The following is a 16,508-nucleotide window of genomic DNA, read 5'->3' as shown; positions in this document are numbered from 1 at the left end:
TTCACTTAGTAAAAAATCTGTTTTCGCAGACGAAAAGATCTAAGTATGCTGCACTATGATTCCATATGTTACCATTCCCTCCTCTGGAGGGGTGGCAAATCAAAGATTTGACGGGGTGGTTAAGCAGTAGTGGTAAAATAAAGTTTACAATAAAAAAACAAAAATAGATATGGCCTTTTTTTCGATTAAAAAGAAAAGCCTGATCCTGTGCATGCTGGCCTGTGGGTTATCAGCTTATGCACAAAATCAGGATTTTCTGAAGACCACACCTCCTCCACAGGAAGAAGACAATGTAAAATATCCGCAGCTGCAGATCAAAGGTCTTTTTCAGGCACGTTATCTGGTAGGAATGTCCAGGGATGTTGATGTCAACGGACTTCATCATACCGATGGTTCCGGAACTGATAATAATTTCATGCTCAAATACATGAGGGTTCAGGTTCGGGCGCAGATCAGTAAACGCACAGAAGTGGTTGTCTTAGCCAACCTTGCGGACTTTAAAAATGACCCTAAAAGCAGAGTTCTTGAAAACGCGTATCTGAAGTATACTTTCAATCCCAAATTAGCCATTACCGTAGGGCAATTCAGACCTTGGTTCGGTATTGAAGAAACTTATCCTATTGATATTATTAAATCTTTAGATTGGTCTAATCAGTATACGGAATTCGGAAAACTGGGCTGGACAAGTTTCCAGATCGGAATGTCTGCCACAGGACAGCTTCAGTTGGGAGAAATTCCTTTCCAATATGCTGTTTCGGTAGTCAACGGAAATGGAAAAAACCAGATCAATGATAATGATAACGGAAAGCAGTATTCTACCCGCCTTGTCTTCGGATTATCCAAAAAATACAATTTCAATGTAGGTCTGAACGGAGGTATTGGGGAAGTTTTCAGCAAAAAAGTATACGCACTGGGAGTAGATCTGAGCTCATTGATTCAATTTGATTCAAAATGGAGTCTTGACATGCAGCTGGAAGCCAAACAAGCCACCAACCATGTTCTGTACAACTCCATTGCCCCTGAATTGCGACCTGAGAATCCAGATCAGTATCTGATCCGCGGAGCTTATTTCCTTCCGAATCTAAGATATGAGATCAACCATAAAAACCTCAGCGCCTTCGAATTATCCTGCCGTTACGAATACCTTGATACCAATTTCAGAATGGCTTCCAACCCAAGACAAACGATCACTCCTATGTTCGGATTGGAATTTCTGAAAAATTATGGAGCAAGAATTCAATTGGGGGTTCAGTTTGACCGTTACAAATATCAGGTGGAAAACACATCACAATACAATAACAATCTATTCATTGTCCAGGTACAAAGTAGGTTTTAAACGATTAAATAGTTAGTATCATGAAAGAAATTAATATCAAAAACGTAGCGATTACATTTGTTGTTGCGTTAATAATATGGTTCATCCCTGCTCCGGAGGGTGTGGCTGAGAATGCCTGGCATCTGTTCGCCATCTTTGCGGCAACCATTTTAGGCATTATTCTTAAAGCAGCTCCTATGGGCACAATGTGTATGATGGCCATTGGTTTTACAGCCCTTACACAGGTAGTAGCTCCGGGAGACGCAGGGAAATCCATTACCAAAGCTCTTTCCGGTTTTGGAGACAAAGTAATCTGGCTGATCGGGATCTCATTCTTTATTGCCAGAGGATTTATCAAAACAGGACTTGGAAACCGTATTGCCTTTCTATTCATCAGAGTTTTTGGTAAAAGCTCTTTGGGATTAGCTTACGGATTAGGACTTGCCGATGTCTGTCTTGCTCCAGCTATTCCGAGTAATACCGCGAGAGGAGGTGGAATTATCTACCCTATCATGAAATCTATGGCCATCAGCTTTGATTCCGTTCCAGAAAAACCGGAAACCCATAGAAAATTAGGATCATTTCTAACATTGAACAGTTATTATATGAACCTCATCGCTTCTTCTATGTTCCTTACGGGGACAGCCAGTAACCCGATGTGTCAGAAATTTGCAGCCAACCTTGGTATTGATATTACCTGGATGTCTTGGGCTACCGCAGGTTTCATTCCCGGTGCAGTAGCATTCTTTGTGGTTCCTTTGGTATTGTATAAGTTATACCCGCCTGAACTGAAAAAAACAGGTGATGCTCCCAAAATGGCAGCTCAGAAATTAAAAGAAATGGGGCCTATTTCCAGAAACGAATGGCTGATGCTGCTGGCATTCTTCATTCTGTTAGCTCTTTGGATATTTGGAGGGGCACTTTCTATTGATGCTACCACTACTGCATTCATCGGATTAACATTATTGCTTTTAACTTCGGTATTAACCTGGGAGGATGTAAAAGGTGAAAAAGGAGCATGGGATACCATCGTTTGGTTTGCTGTATTGGTAATGATGGCAAGTTCATTGAATGAACTAGGCTTCATTGGATGGTTCAGTAACCTTATCAAAGTGCAGATCGGAGGTTTGAGCTGGCAGGTAGCCTTCCCGGTTATTATTGTAGTCTATTTCTTCAGCCACTATATTTTCGCAAGTGCTACTGCTCACGTAGCTGCTATGTATGCTGCATTACTTGGTGTAGGGGTTTCTTTAGGCATTCCTCCTATGTTATTGGCGATGATGCTAGGTTTCATGGGTTCAATTTACGGAGTACTTACTCATTATGGTCACGGTCCGGCTCCGGTATTCTTCGGAAGTGGATATGTTGACCTGAAAGCCTGGTGGGTGAGAGGTCTAGAAATAGGAATCGTTCTATTGATCATTTATATGGTTGTAGGAGGATTGTGGATGAAAGTCTTAGGATATTATTAATTTTTAAATCAAAAATATGTTATCAACATTGTCAAGAAAAATGCTGATGTGCCTTACAGGACTCTTTTTGGGATTCTTCCTGTTGATTCATTTCCTTGGAAATCTTCAGCTTTTCCTTCCACAAGAACAGGCGCACCTGCAGTTTAATGCCTATTCGCATTTTCTATCCGGAAATATTATTATCAAAATAGTTTCCTATGTTTTATATGCCAGTATCATTCTGCATGCTATAGACGGACTCATTATTACTTTAAAAAATAAAAAATCCGGTGGCGGTTATCAGTCAGACAGGCGTGGAAGAGCCAGTAAATGGGCTTCCAGGAATATGGGAATCCTTGGAACATTAATTCTGATTTTCCTGGTGATCCATTTTCAGAACTTCTGGTATATCTACAAATTCGGAAATCCGCCTTTGGATGAGAACGGAAATAAAGATCTGTACATTCTGGTAGTAACCGTATTCAAAGAATGGTGGTATGTCATCATTTATGTACTCTCAATGATTGCTTTATGCTATCATCTGATTCATGGGATACACAGTGCTGTAAGAACTCTGGGGCTGTATCATCCTAAGTTTGTACAATGGTTCAAGACTATCGGGATTGCCTATTCAATCATCATCTGTGTAGGTTTTGCATTGATGCCGGTGTATGTATTCTTTACTTATCATTAAACAGAACGGTCATGATTTTAGATTCAAAAATACCACAAGGCCCATTGGAACATAAATGGGAAAATTATAAAAAGAAAGCGAGACTCGTTAATCCCGCCAATCGTAAAAAACTGGATGTCATTGTTGTAGGAACAGGACTGGCGGGAAGTTCTATCGCTGCTTCTTTAGGAGAAATGGGATATAATGTGAAATCATTCTGTTTCCAGGATAGCCCGAGAAGAGCGCACTCTGTAGCAGCCCAGGGAGGAGTGAATGCTGCAAAAAACTATAAAAACGATGGCGACAGCGTGTACAGAATGTTTGTTGATACCTTAAAAGGAGGAGACTTCAGAGCCCGTGAAGCCAATGTATACCGAATGGCAGAGTGTTCTCTGAATCTCATCGATCAGGCTGTAGCGCAAGGCGTACCTTTTGGACGTGAATACGGAGGATATCTGAACAACCGATCTTTCGGGGGCGTTCAGGTGAGCCGTACTTTCTATGCGAGAGGACAAACGGGGCAACAGCTTCTTCTGGGCGCTTATCAGGCATTGATGAGACAGGTTGGAAAAGGTTCTGTACAATTGTTTTCAAGGCATGAAATGCTTGATCTGGTCACCGTTGAAGGGAAAGCCAGAGGAATTATCGTAAGGAATTTAGACACAGGAGACATTGAAAGACATGCAGCACACGCTGTAATATTGGCAACGGGAGGTTACGGGAAAATCTATTATCTGTCTACCCTGGCCATGGGTTGTAACGGTTCTGCAATCTGGAGAGCCCATAAAAAAGGAGCTTTAATGGCTTCTCCAAGCTGGATTCAGGTGCACCCTACTTCTCTTCCGCAATCAGGAGATTATCAGTCTAAACTGACCTTAATGTCTGAATCATTGCGTAATGACGGACGGATCTGGGTTCCGTTAAAAGAAGGTGAAAACAGACCACCCAATGATATTCCGGAAAATGAAAGGGATTATTATCTTGAAAGAAGATATCCGGCTTTCGGGAATCTTGCTCCGAGAGATATTTCTTCCCGTGCAGCCAAAGAAAGAATTGATGCAGGTTTCGGAATCGGGCCTTTGAAAAATGCTGTGTATCTTGATTTTTCAAAAGCAATTCAGGAACAGGGAAAGGATAAGATCAAAGAGAAATATGGAAATTTATTTGATATGTATCTTAAAATAACGGGATACGATGCCTATAAAGAACCCATGATGATCTCTCCATCTGCCCATTTTTCAATGGGTGGTCTTTGGGTAGATTATGAGTTGATGACTACCGTTCCGGGATTGTTTGCTTTAGGTGAAGCTAATTTTGCAGATCATGGAGCTAACAGATTAGGGGCTAATTCTCTTTTGCAAGCTTCCGTAGACGGTTATTTTATCGCACCTTACACTATTGCGAACTATTTGGCTGATGAAATTCACACCGGAAAAATTTCATCTGATACACCTGAATTTGAACAAGCAGAAAATGCCGTTAAAAATCAGATTCGTGATTTTATCAATATCAAAGGAACCAAAACCGTTGATTATTTCCACAAAACACTGGGAAAACTCCTGTACGATTATTGTGGGCTGGCCAGAAATGAAGAAGGACTGAAATACGCCATTCAGGAAATCCGAAAACTGAAACAGGAATTCTATAAAGATGTCAGAGTTTCCGGCCAGGGAGATAAAATGAATACCGAACTGGAAAAAGCCGGCCGCGTTGCCGATTATTTTGAAATAGGAGAACTGATGTGTTATGATGCCTTAACCCGTAACGAATCCTGCGGGGCGCATTTCAGAGAAGAATTCCAGACTCCGGACGGAGAAGCCATGAGAAATGATGCTGAATACCAGTTTATCTCCGCTTGGGCATGGGCAGGTGAAAATAGTGAACCTGAGCTAATTAAGGAGTCTTTAACCTTTGAAGAAATTCAGCCAACGGTAAGAAGTTACAAATAAAAAACAGAAAATTATGGATTTACATCTTAAGATATGGAGACAGAAAGACAGAAAAAGTGAAGGAAAACTGGTAAGTTATGACTTGAAAGGATTGAATTCCCATATGTCTTTCCTGGAAATGCTGGATACACTAAACGAAAAATTGATCATTGAAGGTGACGAGCCTGTAGAATTTGATCATGACTGCCGTGAAGGGATCTGTGGGCAATGTGGTATGATGATCAACGGGATTGCCCATGGTCCTCTGAAAAACACAACTACCTGTCAGCTTCATTTACGGTCTTTTAAAGATGGGGAAACGATTCTGATAGAACCTTTCCGTGCTGAAGCTTTTCCTGTAAAGAAAGATTTAAAAGTAGACCGCTCTGCTTTTGACAGAATTATATCTTCGGGAGGTTTTGTATCTGTAAATACAGGTCAGGCTCCTGATGCCACCGCCATTCCGGTAACTCATCAGACTGCTGAAGAAGCTTTTGATTCCGCAGCCTGTATCGGATGTGGAGCTTGTGTTGCTACCTGTAAAAACGGAAGTGCAGCATTATTTACCTCCGCAAAAATCACCCATATGGCACTTCTTCCTCAGGGGAAAGAAGAACGAAGCAAAAGGGTTCTGGATATGGTAGCTCAGATGGACACTGAATTATTCGGACACTGCTCCAATACAGAAGCCTGTGAAGTGGAATGTCCGCAAGGAATTTCCGTACTCAATATCGCCAGAATGAATTTTGAGTACAGCAGAGCCTTATTTTTCAGGAAAAAAGCTTAGATACATCAACGAAGAACGCTAAAAATGATAATGTTTGAAAGGGTGAATTTGCCAATGCAAATTTGCTCTTTCTTTTTTATTTACTTTCTATTCGTTCATCATCGCCACTACCCTTGCCGGAGCCGCAGAACCGCCAACAATCTTTAGCGGAAATACACAGATTTTAAATCCGGATGGAGGCAGTGCACTGAGATTGGTAAGCTGTTCGATATGTAGATATTCTTTTTCAATGCCTACGCGATGCCCTTCCCAAAAGAATTCGGGATCATTGAGTTCTTTGGCTTTTTTAGCCATATATCTTAAAGGAAGATCCCAACCCCACTGATCAATTCCCATTACTTTTACACCCTGGTCAATCAGCCATTCTGTAGCTTCTTTACTCATTCCTGTTCCTTTTTCTACAAAATCTGAGGTTCCCATCATTTTATCACGGTCTGTTCGGATCAGTACAATATTTCCTTCCTGTATGGTGATTCCGTTTTTGTCCAGATCTTTTTTCAAATCATCAATAGTGATAGCAACAAAATCTTCTTTATGGGTACAGTCGATCACAATTCCGTCTCCATAGCACCATTCCAGAGGAATCTGATCTATGGTTTTAGCTGGTTTCCCTTCTACTACAGGACCATAATGCCATGGAGCATCAATATGGGTGGTAGAATGAAGTCCCATATTCTTGATGGTATCATCTGCCCAGCCTGTCCAGTTTTTAGGAAAAAGCCTTGAGGGAAGTCTTAGTGCCAGACGAATCAGCCAGTGTGATTTTCTGTGCGCTTTATGTTTGATTTTTACCCTCATAAACCATGGGTCTCCTGCATTGTACTGAATAGGTTTTGTCAGATCGACAATTTTTGTTTTCATATGATTTAGGCTAAGAAGCAAAGATAGCAAATACGGCAAAAGCGTTGTTGATGTTTAAAATCCTTTAGGAATCATAATTTCCTTCGGATCATTCTCATCATACATAATCTCAATAGTTCCGTATTTGGGGACAGAAGAGAGATTCAAAAGGCTGACAATTTTCTTGTAAACAGCAATATGTTCAGTTCCTCTGAAGTCTTTAAAACTTACATGAAACATAATTTGAGGCTGGTCATTTACAAGAAGACCTGTCTGGCTTACACTGATGATATTGGCTTCAGCATTTCTTCCAGAAAAGAGAATGCGTTCTTCTTTTTTATTTTTAAAAAGTTTGCTGATCAGTAACTGAAAAACCAATACATAAATAAGGGTCATTACACCGCTGAAAATAATCGGGTGCATGAAAGTCAGAAATCTCCAGCCAAAATCAAAAGATTCCCGCATATAGAAGTAATAGTAAAGTCCGGTTATGTAGCCAATCATGAATACAGCAAACACAATTCTTAAAATGATTCCGGAGGTATTGAACCCCACTTTCTGATCACTTAAAATAAAGTAAGGTTCCTGCGAAACTTTGGGATTCAGCAGTACTTTCACCTTATTTCCGACGTCAAATCTTTTTTCCTGTGGTTTGGAATCGTGAAACATCATTTCATGTTCAATCAATGTATTTCTGAGATTGGGGAATGAAAGTATAATCTGAATAATATTCATATTGGTTTTCGGAATATACTTCAGGAGTTTATAGCTGGTAATTTTGGCTTCTCTTGGAATTCCGTTCTGTAATATAGACTGAATCGTATTTTTCTCTTTAAAGGTTTTTATAAAAAGGATATTGATAAAGAAGAAAACTACATACAACCATATGAGCAAAGAAAAACCGAGATATCCATAGCTCACAGCTAATGAATTTCTCGGTTCTGTTGCGAGTTCTTCCGTCATCATATAAATGAAAATCGGAAAAGGAACGCAGAAAAAAAAGAGAAAAATCCCCCAGAAAATGATCATAAATTTCATAGCTGCTATTTTGTAATCAGCAATAAAGTTATGATATTATTATGGAACAGGAGAGATCTTTTTACACCTCTTTCTCGAAATAAAGTCTGTAATATTTTCCTTTATCATCTTCACCCATTTCGATTTTTTGTCTGTCTCCGTGGATGTAGATATGGAAGTTTTTATCCAGTTTAATGATACTTTTAAAATGTCTCTGAGTCTTTTTTACCGCCGCTTCACTGATTGGGAATTCTTCGGCAATATTCACCTGCATATCCTGTTCGTAATCTGTTTTAAAGTTCACGAAACTTTCAATCACATGCTCGTCACCCAATACTTCACTGGCAAACTCATCCAGCTTAAACTCTTCTTTTTCTTTGAAGAAATTGATAGACTTATTAAGGAAATCTGCCTGGTCTGCTTTGGAAACTTCAAATTCCTGAGGGAGCTGTTTGGTGATATAATCTTTATAGACCATCAAAGCTTCCTGCGTGTGGAAATATTCGTCATCACGCTGTTTTACTTTCAGGAAATCTTCAAACCAGTAGTACATATCTCCGTTTTTGTTGTTGTCAACTACAGAAAGTACATATCCTGTTTCTTTATTGTTGTTGTAGATCAAAGCGGCTTTATCAATTTTAGATAACCCAATTCCCTGATCTTTTTCAATATCAAATGTTTCTTCGGAAGGATTGATTTTCAGGAAAGATTCTCTCTTCTCTGTTTTAAAAATCCCGATTTTGTCTACTTTGTCAGGACGGTCACTTTCGTCTTCAAAAAGAACAATAAAAAGTTCTCCGCTCTGAACTCTTGGGTTCTCTGCAGCCTCAAAAAGATGTTTTGCAATATTCTCAGATTCCCAGATGAACTTAGCTTTATCATCAAAAATTTCTGATACGGCACTGTAAACCGGATTATTCACCAGGTAAGTATCGCTATAAAAATGGAACGTTTCTTCTGACTTGAAGGAACCTAAAAAGTAATCTTCAAGCATTTCTGCCATTCCTTCTTCCAGCTTCAATTCTTCCTGAGAAAGCGTCAGGGAATCACCGTTGATCTTATTTCCGACTCTGTGTACTATTATTTTTGAAAACATTTTTCTGAATATTTGGACTGCAAAGATATTCATTCTTATTCTTTCTGCGAAACTTAAAAAATGTCATGACATGCGATAGATTTTATTAAAGCAAAGTTTTACCACCCCGTCAAAAATTCTTTGAATTTTCGCCACCCCTCCAAGGGAGGGGAATTCTCAGTCGTTCATTTGTGGTAGCAGGTAACATAAATTTTTTTCCTCATTTCCAAATTGATAAAACCCTTATCATTTTGACATGTTTTTTTGTCTCAAAAACCAAGATAAAAAATCACAAAACATTATTTATCAGTGATTTAAATCAAATTTATTTTCAACGGAATACCATTGGCATCATCATTTGAAAACATAGAAAAATGGACTTAAAAACCTTAAACAGAATAGACAAGCTGAGAAGATTAAAAAGCAGAGGGCCTGAGACTCCCAAATGGCTGAAGCCTTATCACCTGCTCTTTTTGGCTTTTTTAACCATTTTCATCTTTGGCGCCATCATCAGAATGCTGGAACAAAATCACCATTAAAATATAATATTATGAACTATCTACAAGCCGTAAAGGAAATCACTGATGTGGTTCCCGATTTTGAAAAAGAAGTAAAAGAAATTAAAATTCAAAACTCATACAGCATCATCCGCACTTTCACGGAGCGCATTAAAAATATGATCCGCCAGAATGACAGAAATCTGCTGTTCAGAAGTTTACAGAAAATGGACAAAATTTATACTGACGGAGATACTATATTAAAAAATGCTATTGAGACTACTTTTATTTATTCTCTGGACAATTGTACTGCTTTCTGCAGTGAAGAATACAGAAAAGTGATTTTTAGTCACATTTCTGCCAACCTTCAGAAGGTATATTCAAGACAAATTTACAGTCACGGTATATAAAGGTTTTATTACATTTTTTATCCCTTTCATTACAAAGTGTTTAAATTAAACAAAATTAAAAATAACTCACAATCAATAGATTATGAAAAATAAAATAAGAAGAATTTCAGATTGGAAAACCTGGAAAACCACGACTAACAGACACAATACAGAGATATTACTCACTCACATCGCTGTCATAGTAAGTGTATTTATTTTTGCGGCCTGCCTTTAAATTTTGGTATACATTTCGCTGCAATAAAAAGTGTTTGAAAAATTCTTAATTATGATGAAAGTACAAATGCAAACTATTAATCAAAAAATAGCTGTTGAATACTTAAAATTTTTCTATCCGCCACTTCGCAATGAAATCACACAGTTGTCTGTTCAGGACAATTTTGCCGGGATCATGCAGGCTACCGTGAATTATCTGAAGAATCTTTTGCAGGAATCTAAAATCAGTATTATTGCCCATCACCTTAAACTGATGGACTCAATCTATAGAAATGGGGATTCTTATGTAAGAACCATGATTGAAAATCTGTTTGTAAGATCTTTCGAAAGTTTCAAAAAACACGCAAAGATTCAACATTGGAAACTCCTTTATCAATATATGCCTGTAAGCTTCCAGATCATTTATAATGAACAGCAGAAGCAGGATATGATGTATTTTGGAAAATAACATGTAAAACAAAAATGAAAAGGACAATTCACTTATTTGTCCTTTTCATTTTTCCTTCTATTACTGACAAATCACACCCTCATCTATTACACCAATACGTGTAAAAACCTCTATTTTTGCAAAAAAATAACGATGAAGTACCTTTTTTATGCTGCAATGATATCCCTCCCGCTGATCTCATGTGGAAATAATGATAACATGATTGACGATCCGAAACCGATTGACAAAGAAATTTATCAGTTTGAATTCAAAAGCTATGCGGTAAAAGGAACTACGCTTTACACAGGTTCATTTGGAAACAAATCTAATCCTGATGAATCGTATCTAAGCCAATACTGGAGCCTATACCAGGAACCTGCCTGGAAAAAAATAACCCTTGATCTGAAAAACAAGACGATCAGATTGATTTCAGAGACCTCATCTACGGATTTTACTTATAGCTTTACAATCGTAAATGACTCTGTACTGATCAAAGAGAATAACAATAATAAGCCAGCTTACATTGGTGATTTCAAAAAAAATAACTCCTTATTCACTTTAAAAAGAACTTACAGATACATTAAAAAAGTACCCCGTAATGACCATGACGCGCTATTAATTACTAAAAGTGCTCATTTTGGAACGACCCAATACGAAAATATTTTCGGAAATATTTTTACCACTCCTTCTGAAATGATAAAATCAGGGGATCAGGTTTTATGGACTAATATTGAATATTCTTATCAGGAATTATAGTCACTGGTAATGATTCAAAATAAATCCCCGGAGCTTATGTTTCCGGGGATTTATTTTTTATGATAAATAGAAGAGTTTTTATTTCTTTACAAATACTTTCTCTATTGTCTGAGATTCTTCATTATTCAGTTTTGAGGCCTTTCCTAACTTGGCAATGAAAGCTGTTACTTCTTCCGGAGTTGCCGGTGAGCCAAGATTTTCTCCTTTGGCATCAAATGAATCAGCTAAAACTTCTCCCTTTGGATTTAGAATCAGCCAGAAAGGAAGTCCTGCATTTTCACCTTTATATTTATTCATCAATTCCTGTCCGCCAGGATTTTCAAGACTTTTCTTTTCCCCTCTTTCCTGAACATCTACATAAGCAGTCACAAATCTTTGATCAAAAATAGGTTTGGTTTCGGGAAGATCCATATTTTTTTCCATCATCTTGCACCATTTGCACCATGAAGCATGGAATACCAGTAAAACATTTTTCTTGCCTGCTTTAGCTTCTTTGAAAGCTGTATTTAATACAACATCCGCTTTTTCCTGTGCTGCTCCCAACTGAAATAGAAACAGAGTAACAACGATAATAATTTTAGTGTATTTCATTCTGAATTTTTGTTTAAATCAATACGAATTTAAGTATTTTTCTTTGACAATATGGCTTTGAAACTCATCAATATAGTTAAACATTTTGTAAATTAGTCGAGAATAAATTTGTTTTCTAGTACAAGACATAAAACTGAATCCTCCATTTTTTAACAAGTTTAAAAATGATTGAAATAAAAAAATATTCTCATCAGGCAGGACATTCTGAACCCAGACGGGTCATCAGATACACATTATTCTGGTGTCATCATGGTAGTGCTGAAATCCTGATTGACGAAAATATTTTCATCCTGAAAACAGGACAGACGATAACCATTACCTCAGGACAGTTTCATCAGTTAAAATCAGTGGAAGGAGAACTTACCGTATTAGAATTTACCCTGGACTTCTTCTCTAAAAGTGACAGTGATATTGAACTTATTTTTCACAATGGGCTTTTTTGTCATTTTGGAATGAATGAAATGATTACTGTACAAAATCCTGTATTTTTCACTGAAACCTTAAACACCATTGAAAAAGAAATCCAGGAACAGCCCTATCAATATCTGATCTCAACGCATTCCCTGGTTGAATTATTGTTGGTAGAAATCAACCGCAGTAAAATTGCCAACGGTGATGAAATCTGGAAACCGGATGCCTTATTCTTAAAGTTCCTGGAAAGTGTCAGAAACAATTTCAAAAATAATTATCAGATCTCTCATTTTGCTGATATCCTTGGAACCACTGAAGCTAAACTGAATGAGGTTTCAAAACTCCACACCAGCAAAACCGCTCAGAATGTGATCTACAGCCTCATTATTTCTGAAGCAAAGAGACTTTTGCTCTATGAAAAACTAACAGTGAAAGAAATTGCTTACCTGCTTGGTTTTAATGATCCTTTCTATTTTTCAAATTTCTTTAAAAAACATACTTCTCGTTCTCCTAAAGATTATCAGAAGGCGGTAAAGGAAATCTGAAAGAAGAAATCAGCAGCTTCATATTAACTTCCAGCCTCCAGCTTCCCTTCTCCCTTCTAAATATTATATGCTTTTTCCGGAATCGTCTATTCTTTAGACAATGGTTTTCCCTGAACTTTGTACCTGTAATTAAGACCTAAAAATTATAAGTATGAAAACTCAACAGGACATTGCCGTTTTTTTATTAAGGATAGCTCTGGTATTCGGATTTTTATCAGCTGTAGCAAGCAGGCTGAATCTTTGGGGAGCCCAATCTTCGGGTTGGAAAAAATTTGTTGATTATACTGCTGAAACCAATTCATTTTTACCACAGTCATGGGCTTCCATTATTGCCGTATTGTCCACTGTTGCTGAATTATCAGTTGGCATTCTCCTTTTGGTAGGGTATCAGATAAAAGGAACAGCACGGTGCGCTTCTATCCTTACTTTATTTTTTGCAGTTGCCATGAGTATTTCTTTTGGTATAAAAGAACCTTTGGATTATTCTGTCTTCGCATTCAGTGCCGGAGCTTTTCTCCTGAGTACCTTTCCCCGCTCCCCATGGAGTGTAGACCAATTTTTACATCAATAACAATTTAAATATATATATCATGAACACCAACATCCACGATTACATCGTAAAAACAGAACAGAAAGAATGGCAGCCTTTAATTGAAAAAGGGATTCATTACGAAGGTATTTTTGTAAAATCTTTAAAATTTGATCCGGAGAAAAACCGCTCAACCAGCATTCTTTTAAAATTTGAGCCGGGAGCCAGCTACCCTTATCACAATCATCCTGCAGGTGAAGAACTGTTTATCATGGAAGGAAATGCTGTTATTGCAGGAGCTGAACTTGAAAAAGGAGATTATTTGTACACTCCACCCAATTTCAAACATTCTGTGACATCTGAAAAGGGCTGTACCATTCTTTTTGTAGTACCTGAGGAAGTGGAAATTCTTTAACACGATTACAAAACAAAACCACAGTAAGCCTTTTTACTGTGGCTTTTTATATTTTTTAAAAGATAAAATTGGAACTATTTCAAAGCTGTTTTATCCGGTGATATGGGCCTGAAAACAATCAATGTTTTTTTCTTTCTTATGATATCTACCAAAGTCTGCACTGAAAAAGTGAGAATGATATACAATACAATCAGGGCTGACACATAACCAATTTCATGCTGTCTGTATCCGAAAATACCTTTTCCCCATGAGATCAGTATCCATTGGATCATGTACATTGAGGTTAAATTTTTACTGCAATATTTTAGAACACGCATAAAACCATTTTCTTTAACGTTAGCAGTAATTGTATTGATCAGCCATAAAAACAGTAACGTCCAGCCTGCAAAATAAATAACTCCTCCAGGTCCCATATGGTAAAAACCATTGTAATTATAATCGCCATACAAAAATACCAGCGGTGCTCCTATGCCAATAAATAACAACCCCACATAAAGCATATTTCTAAATATCTGTTTGATATCGTAATTCAGTTCCTGAAACCATTTACCGAAAAACATTCCGATGATAATAAAAGCCATCCATGGAAAAACAGGAAAATAAACATATGCCGGATAATCAGTATTGAAAAGAAGATCCAGAATGTAATTGATTACCGGATAATCAGGATTAATTCCGCTAACTTCTCTGGATATCAATGCAACGAATAAACCTATTGCCAGCATGATATATTTATTTTTCACATACTCTCTGATAAACCCTACAAACAGCAAAGACATTCCCGCCAGCTGTAAAATATCACCTAGCTGTACCAGATAGACATACTGCTGTTCTATAGGCGCATGCCATCCATATTTTTGGATAAAATTATCGGAAGCAAAATTAAAAATCACAGGAATCATAAACTTCATAAAATTCATGAACAAACCTGCAAATACAAGTAAAGCACCTCGCTTCAATGCACTCTTAAGACTTTGATGGCTGGAAGTCATGAAAGTAATTCCCATGCAGATTAAAAATATTGAGGTTCCTCTCCCCAGAAAGACGATAAAACTGCCGATTGCTGTTTCATATTGTGATTTTACATTGGCATACACCAGCAAAGTATGTATGATAATCATTCCGATAACACTTATACCTTTTATTAAATCCAGCGTGAGGATTCTTTTGTTTTGTTGTTCCATAGTTTTTTAGTGAAAATGGTGGATTAGATGGATAAAATTGTATTCATTATTGTTTTTTTAAATAATATTTTTATTTATTCTAAATAAAAATCAAATATACAAATTAAAACTACTTCTTATAGTTCATCAATCAATTTTCATAAAATAGCATTAACCAAATATATAAACTCGAATTAAAGACAGTTTTGGGTAAATAGTTCATCTTATAATTTACATTTGAAACAAAGCAAAAATGAAATAATTAATACCCTATAGATAAAAAAACTCTTCCGGCTGGAAGAGTTTTTACTATAATTGTTATGATTTAGGTAATTCCGGTGGACGCATTTTGTATTTGTAACTGTTCAGGGTTTTTAAAAATGCAACGATATCAAAAACTTCGTCATCCGTCAGGTTTAGTTTTTCTACCATTCCGGATTTGTGGGGAAACTTAGGATCATTGATCTGATCCCCTTTGGGAGTTTCTCTTCCCATTCCTGCGTTGTACATCATGACGATGTTGGCCAATTCAGGGAAAAGTCCGTTATGCATGTAAGGTTTATTCTCAGAAACTTCTCTCAGTGTGGGTGTTTTGAACTTTCCTACATCTTCATTCTTTTTGGTAACAATATATCTTCCCAGATCTTCATATTTTTTTCCGTAGTAGGTGAGTCCAAGATTGTGGAACTTCTGATCAGAAAAATAAGGGGTGTTGTGACAATTGATGCAGTTCGCTTTGGTACGGAATAAGTGAAGTCCGTTGATTTCAGAATCCGTTAAAGCATCCTTTTTTCCGGTAACGAATTTATCAAATTTCGATGGCGGGCTTATCAGAGAGCGTTCAAATGTTGCAACAGCTTTTGCAATTTTCTCTTCCGTTACTTCCCCATTCCCGAAGGCTTTTACAAAGAAAGTTTTATAGCCTTTAATCTTTCTGATATTCTTTGTGGCCATTGACATATGAAGATTCATTTCTACCGGATTTTCGATAGGAGCTTTCACCTGCTCTTCCAAAGTCGCTGAACGGCCATCCCAGAAAAACGTTTTTGCATAACCAATGTTCACTAAAGTCGGAGCATTTCTAGTTCCCGTCTGCCTGTCGTGGCCAAAGGACACCCTGCTTCCGTCTGACCAGCCAATTTCAGGATTATGACAGTTGGCACAGGAGATCTGTCCGCTTTTGGAAAGTCTCGGATCAAAAAATAACATTTTCCCCAGCTCCATTTTATCTTCGGAATAGGGATTGTCATCAGGAAAATTCATTTTAGGTAAAGGTCCTATATCCTGAAACCCTTCTTTCGCTTCGTCAAATAAGTGGGCAGCCGGCCATTTATTCTGATCCCCGCTGCTGTATAAAGTACGAAGCTCTTCCGCGGTATATCCCGTAGGGTCATTTGAAGTATAACTTAATAAACATACTATTCCGGCAATGGCCAGAAAAGCGAGATATCTGTCTTTCATTTAT

General features: G+C 37.5%; 19 protein-coding genes. 13 read left to right on the top strand and 6 right to left on the bottom strand.

All coding sequences use genetic code 11. The annotated features are described in order from the left end of the window. The first annotated feature begins 169 nt into the window (after nucleotides 1–169). Genes OL225_RS02775 through OL225_RS02755 form a run of 5 tightly spaced genes read left to right on the top strand, consistent with a single transcriptional unit; the run spans nucleotide 170 to nucleotide 6,154 of the window. On the top strand, nucleotides 170–1,336 hold the full coding sequence (locus OL225_RS02775) for an OprO/OprP family phosphate-selective porin (RefSeq protein WP_264517192.1): 1,167 nt from the start codon (nucleotides 170–172) through the stop codon (nucleotides 1,334–1,336). A gap of 20 nt (nucleotides 1,337–1,356) precedes the next feature. Then, nucleotides 1,357–2,787, top strand: a complete 1,431-nt coding sequence (locus OL225_RS02770) for an anion permease (RefSeq protein ID WP_264517191.1) — start codon at nucleotides 1,357–1,359, stop codon at nucleotides 2,785–2,787. Between the two features lie 16 nt (nucleotides 2,788–2,803). Then, nucleotides 2,804–3,460 (top strand): succinate dehydrogenase cytochrome b subunit, encoded by a 657-nt coding sequence (locus tag OL225_RS02765; RefSeq protein ID WP_264517190.1) that lies wholly within the window; start codon nucleotides 2,804–2,806, stop codon nucleotides 3,458–3,460. Nucleotides 3,461–3,471: 11 nt separating this feature from the next. Beyond that, nucleotides 3,472–5,388 carry a fumarate reductase/succinate dehydrogenase flavoprotein subunit gene (locus tag OL225_RS02760; protein ID WP_264517189.1) on the top strand — a complete coding sequence of 639 codons (1,917 nt, stop codon included), beginning with the start codon at nucleotides 3,472–3,474 and terminating at the stop codon, nucleotides 5,386–5,388. 13 nt (nucleotides 5,389–5,401) lie between these two features. After that, entirely contained in the window at nucleotides 5,402–6,154 is a 753-nt protein-coding gene (locus OL225_RS02755; protein ID WP_255816385.1) for a succinate dehydrogenase/fumarate reductase iron-sulfur subunit, read from the top strand. A gap of 87 nt (nucleotides 6,155–6,241) precedes the next feature. Here OL225_RS02755 and OL225_RS02750 read toward each other — a convergent pair whose 3' ends face one another. From OL225_RS02750 to OL225_RS02740, 3 genes are all read right to left on the bottom strand, one after another. Continuing rightward, nucleotides 6,242–7,015 (bottom strand): cyclase family protein, encoded by a 774-nt coding sequence (locus OL225_RS02750; RefSeq protein WP_264517188.1) that lies wholly within the window; start codon nucleotides 7,013–7,015, stop codon nucleotides 6,242–6,244. Nucleotides 7,016–7,069: 54 nt separating this feature from the next. Beyond that, nucleotides 7,070–8,032: a hypothetical protein gene (locus tag OL225_RS02745; RefSeq protein WP_264517187.1), complete on the bottom strand. Its 963-nt coding sequence runs from the start codon at nucleotides 8,030–8,032 to the stop codon at nucleotides 7,070–7,072. 61 nt (nucleotides 8,033–8,093) lie between these two features. Next, the gene (locus OL225_RS02740; RefSeq protein WP_047378681.1) at nucleotides 8,094–9,107 is read right to left on the bottom strand and encodes a nucleoid-associated protein; all 1,014 of its coding nucleotides are present in this window, start codon (nucleotides 9,105–9,107) and stop codon (nucleotides 8,094–8,096) included. A 353-nt stretch (nucleotides 9,108–9,460) separates the two neighbouring features. Here OL225_RS02740 and OL225_RS02735 point away from each other — a divergent pair, with 353 nt between their 5' ends. From OL225_RS02735 to OL225_RS02715, 5 genes are all read left to right on the top strand, one after another. Further along, on the top strand, nucleotides 9,461–9,625 hold the full coding sequence (locus tag OL225_RS02735) for a hypothetical protein (protein WP_255816393.1): 165 nt from the start codon (nucleotides 9,461–9,463) through the stop codon (nucleotides 9,623–9,625). Nucleotides 9,626–9,636: 11 nt separating this feature from the next. Beyond that, the gene (locus OL225_RS02730; protein ID WP_047387108.1) at nucleotides 9,637–9,993 is read left to right on the top strand and encodes a hypothetical protein; all 357 of its coding nucleotides are present in this window, start codon (nucleotides 9,637–9,639) and stop codon (nucleotides 9,991–9,993) included. A gap of 82 nt (nucleotides 9,994–10,075) precedes the next feature. After that, nucleotides 10,076–10,207, top strand: coding sequence for a hypothetical protein (locus OL225_RS02725; protein ID WP_262712104.1), 132 nt, complete (start codon nucleotides 10,076–10,078; stop codon nucleotides 10,205–10,207). Between the two features lie 51 nt (nucleotides 10,208–10,258). Then, complete coding sequence (locus OL225_RS02720) at nucleotides 10,259–10,654, top strand: hypothetical protein (RefSeq protein ID WP_047378683.1); 396 nt, start codon at nucleotides 10,259–10,261, stop codon at nucleotides 10,652–10,654. Between the two features lie 132 nt (nucleotides 10,655–10,786). Beyond that, nucleotides 10,787–11,389, top strand: a complete 603-nt coding sequence (locus OL225_RS02715) for a hypothetical protein (RefSeq protein WP_264517186.1) — start codon at nucleotides 10,787–10,789, stop codon at nucleotides 11,387–11,389. 78 nt (nucleotides 11,390–11,467) lie between these two features. Here OL225_RS02715 and OL225_RS02710 read toward each other — a convergent pair whose 3' ends face one another. After that, on the bottom strand, nucleotides 11,468–11,980 hold the full coding sequence (locus tag OL225_RS02710; protein WP_047378685.1) for a thioredoxin family protein: 513 nt from the start codon (nucleotides 11,978–11,980) through the stop codon (nucleotides 11,468–11,470). 164 nt (nucleotides 11,981–12,144) lie between these two features. On the opposite strand from OL225_RS02710, the gene OL225_RS02705 reads away from it, so the two are divergent. From OL225_RS02705 to OL225_RS02695, 3 genes are all read left to right on the top strand, one after another. Beyond that, nucleotides 12,145–12,936, top strand: coding sequence for a helix-turn-helix domain-containing protein (locus OL225_RS02705; RefSeq protein ID WP_264517185.1), 792 nt, complete (start codon nucleotides 12,145–12,147; stop codon nucleotides 12,934–12,936). A gap of 151 nt (nucleotides 12,937–13,087) precedes the next feature. Continuing rightward, nucleotides 13,088–13,507, top strand: a complete 420-nt coding sequence (locus OL225_RS02700; protein WP_264517184.1) for a DoxX protein — start codon at nucleotides 13,088–13,090, stop codon at nucleotides 13,505–13,507. 19 nt (nucleotides 13,508–13,526) lie between these two features. Then, nucleotides 13,527–13,880 carry a cupin domain-containing protein gene (locus tag OL225_RS02695; protein ID WP_047378689.1) on the top strand — a complete coding sequence of 118 codons (354 nt, stop codon included), beginning with the start codon at nucleotides 13,527–13,529 and terminating at the stop codon, nucleotides 13,878–13,880. Between the two features lie 74 nt (nucleotides 13,881–13,954). Here the strand turns inward: OL225_RS02695 and OL225_RS02690 are convergent, their stop codons facing one another. Next, the gene (locus OL225_RS02690; protein WP_264517183.1) at nucleotides 13,955–15,064 is read right to left on the bottom strand and encodes a DUF1624 domain-containing protein; all 1,110 of its coding nucleotides are present in this window, start codon (nucleotides 15,062–15,064) and stop codon (nucleotides 13,955–13,957) included. Nucleotides 15,065–15,361: 297 nt separating this feature from the next. Continuing rightward, nucleotides 15,362–16,504: a cytochrome-c peroxidase gene (locus OL225_RS02685; RefSeq protein ID WP_264517182.1), complete on the bottom strand. Its 1,143-nt coding sequence runs from the start codon at nucleotides 16,502–16,504 to the stop codon at nucleotides 15,362–15,364. Nucleotides 16,505–16,508: the final 4 nt, after the last annotated feature.

Origin of the sequence: Chryseobacterium viscerum (assembly GCF_025949665.1) — a bacterium.
GTDB lineage: Bacteria > Bacteroidota > Bacteroidia > Flavobacteriales > Weeksellaceae > Chryseobacterium > Chryseobacterium viscerum_A.
Note: the sequence above shows the minus strand (reverse complement) of the source record. Positions and strands in the feature narration are given on the sequence as shown.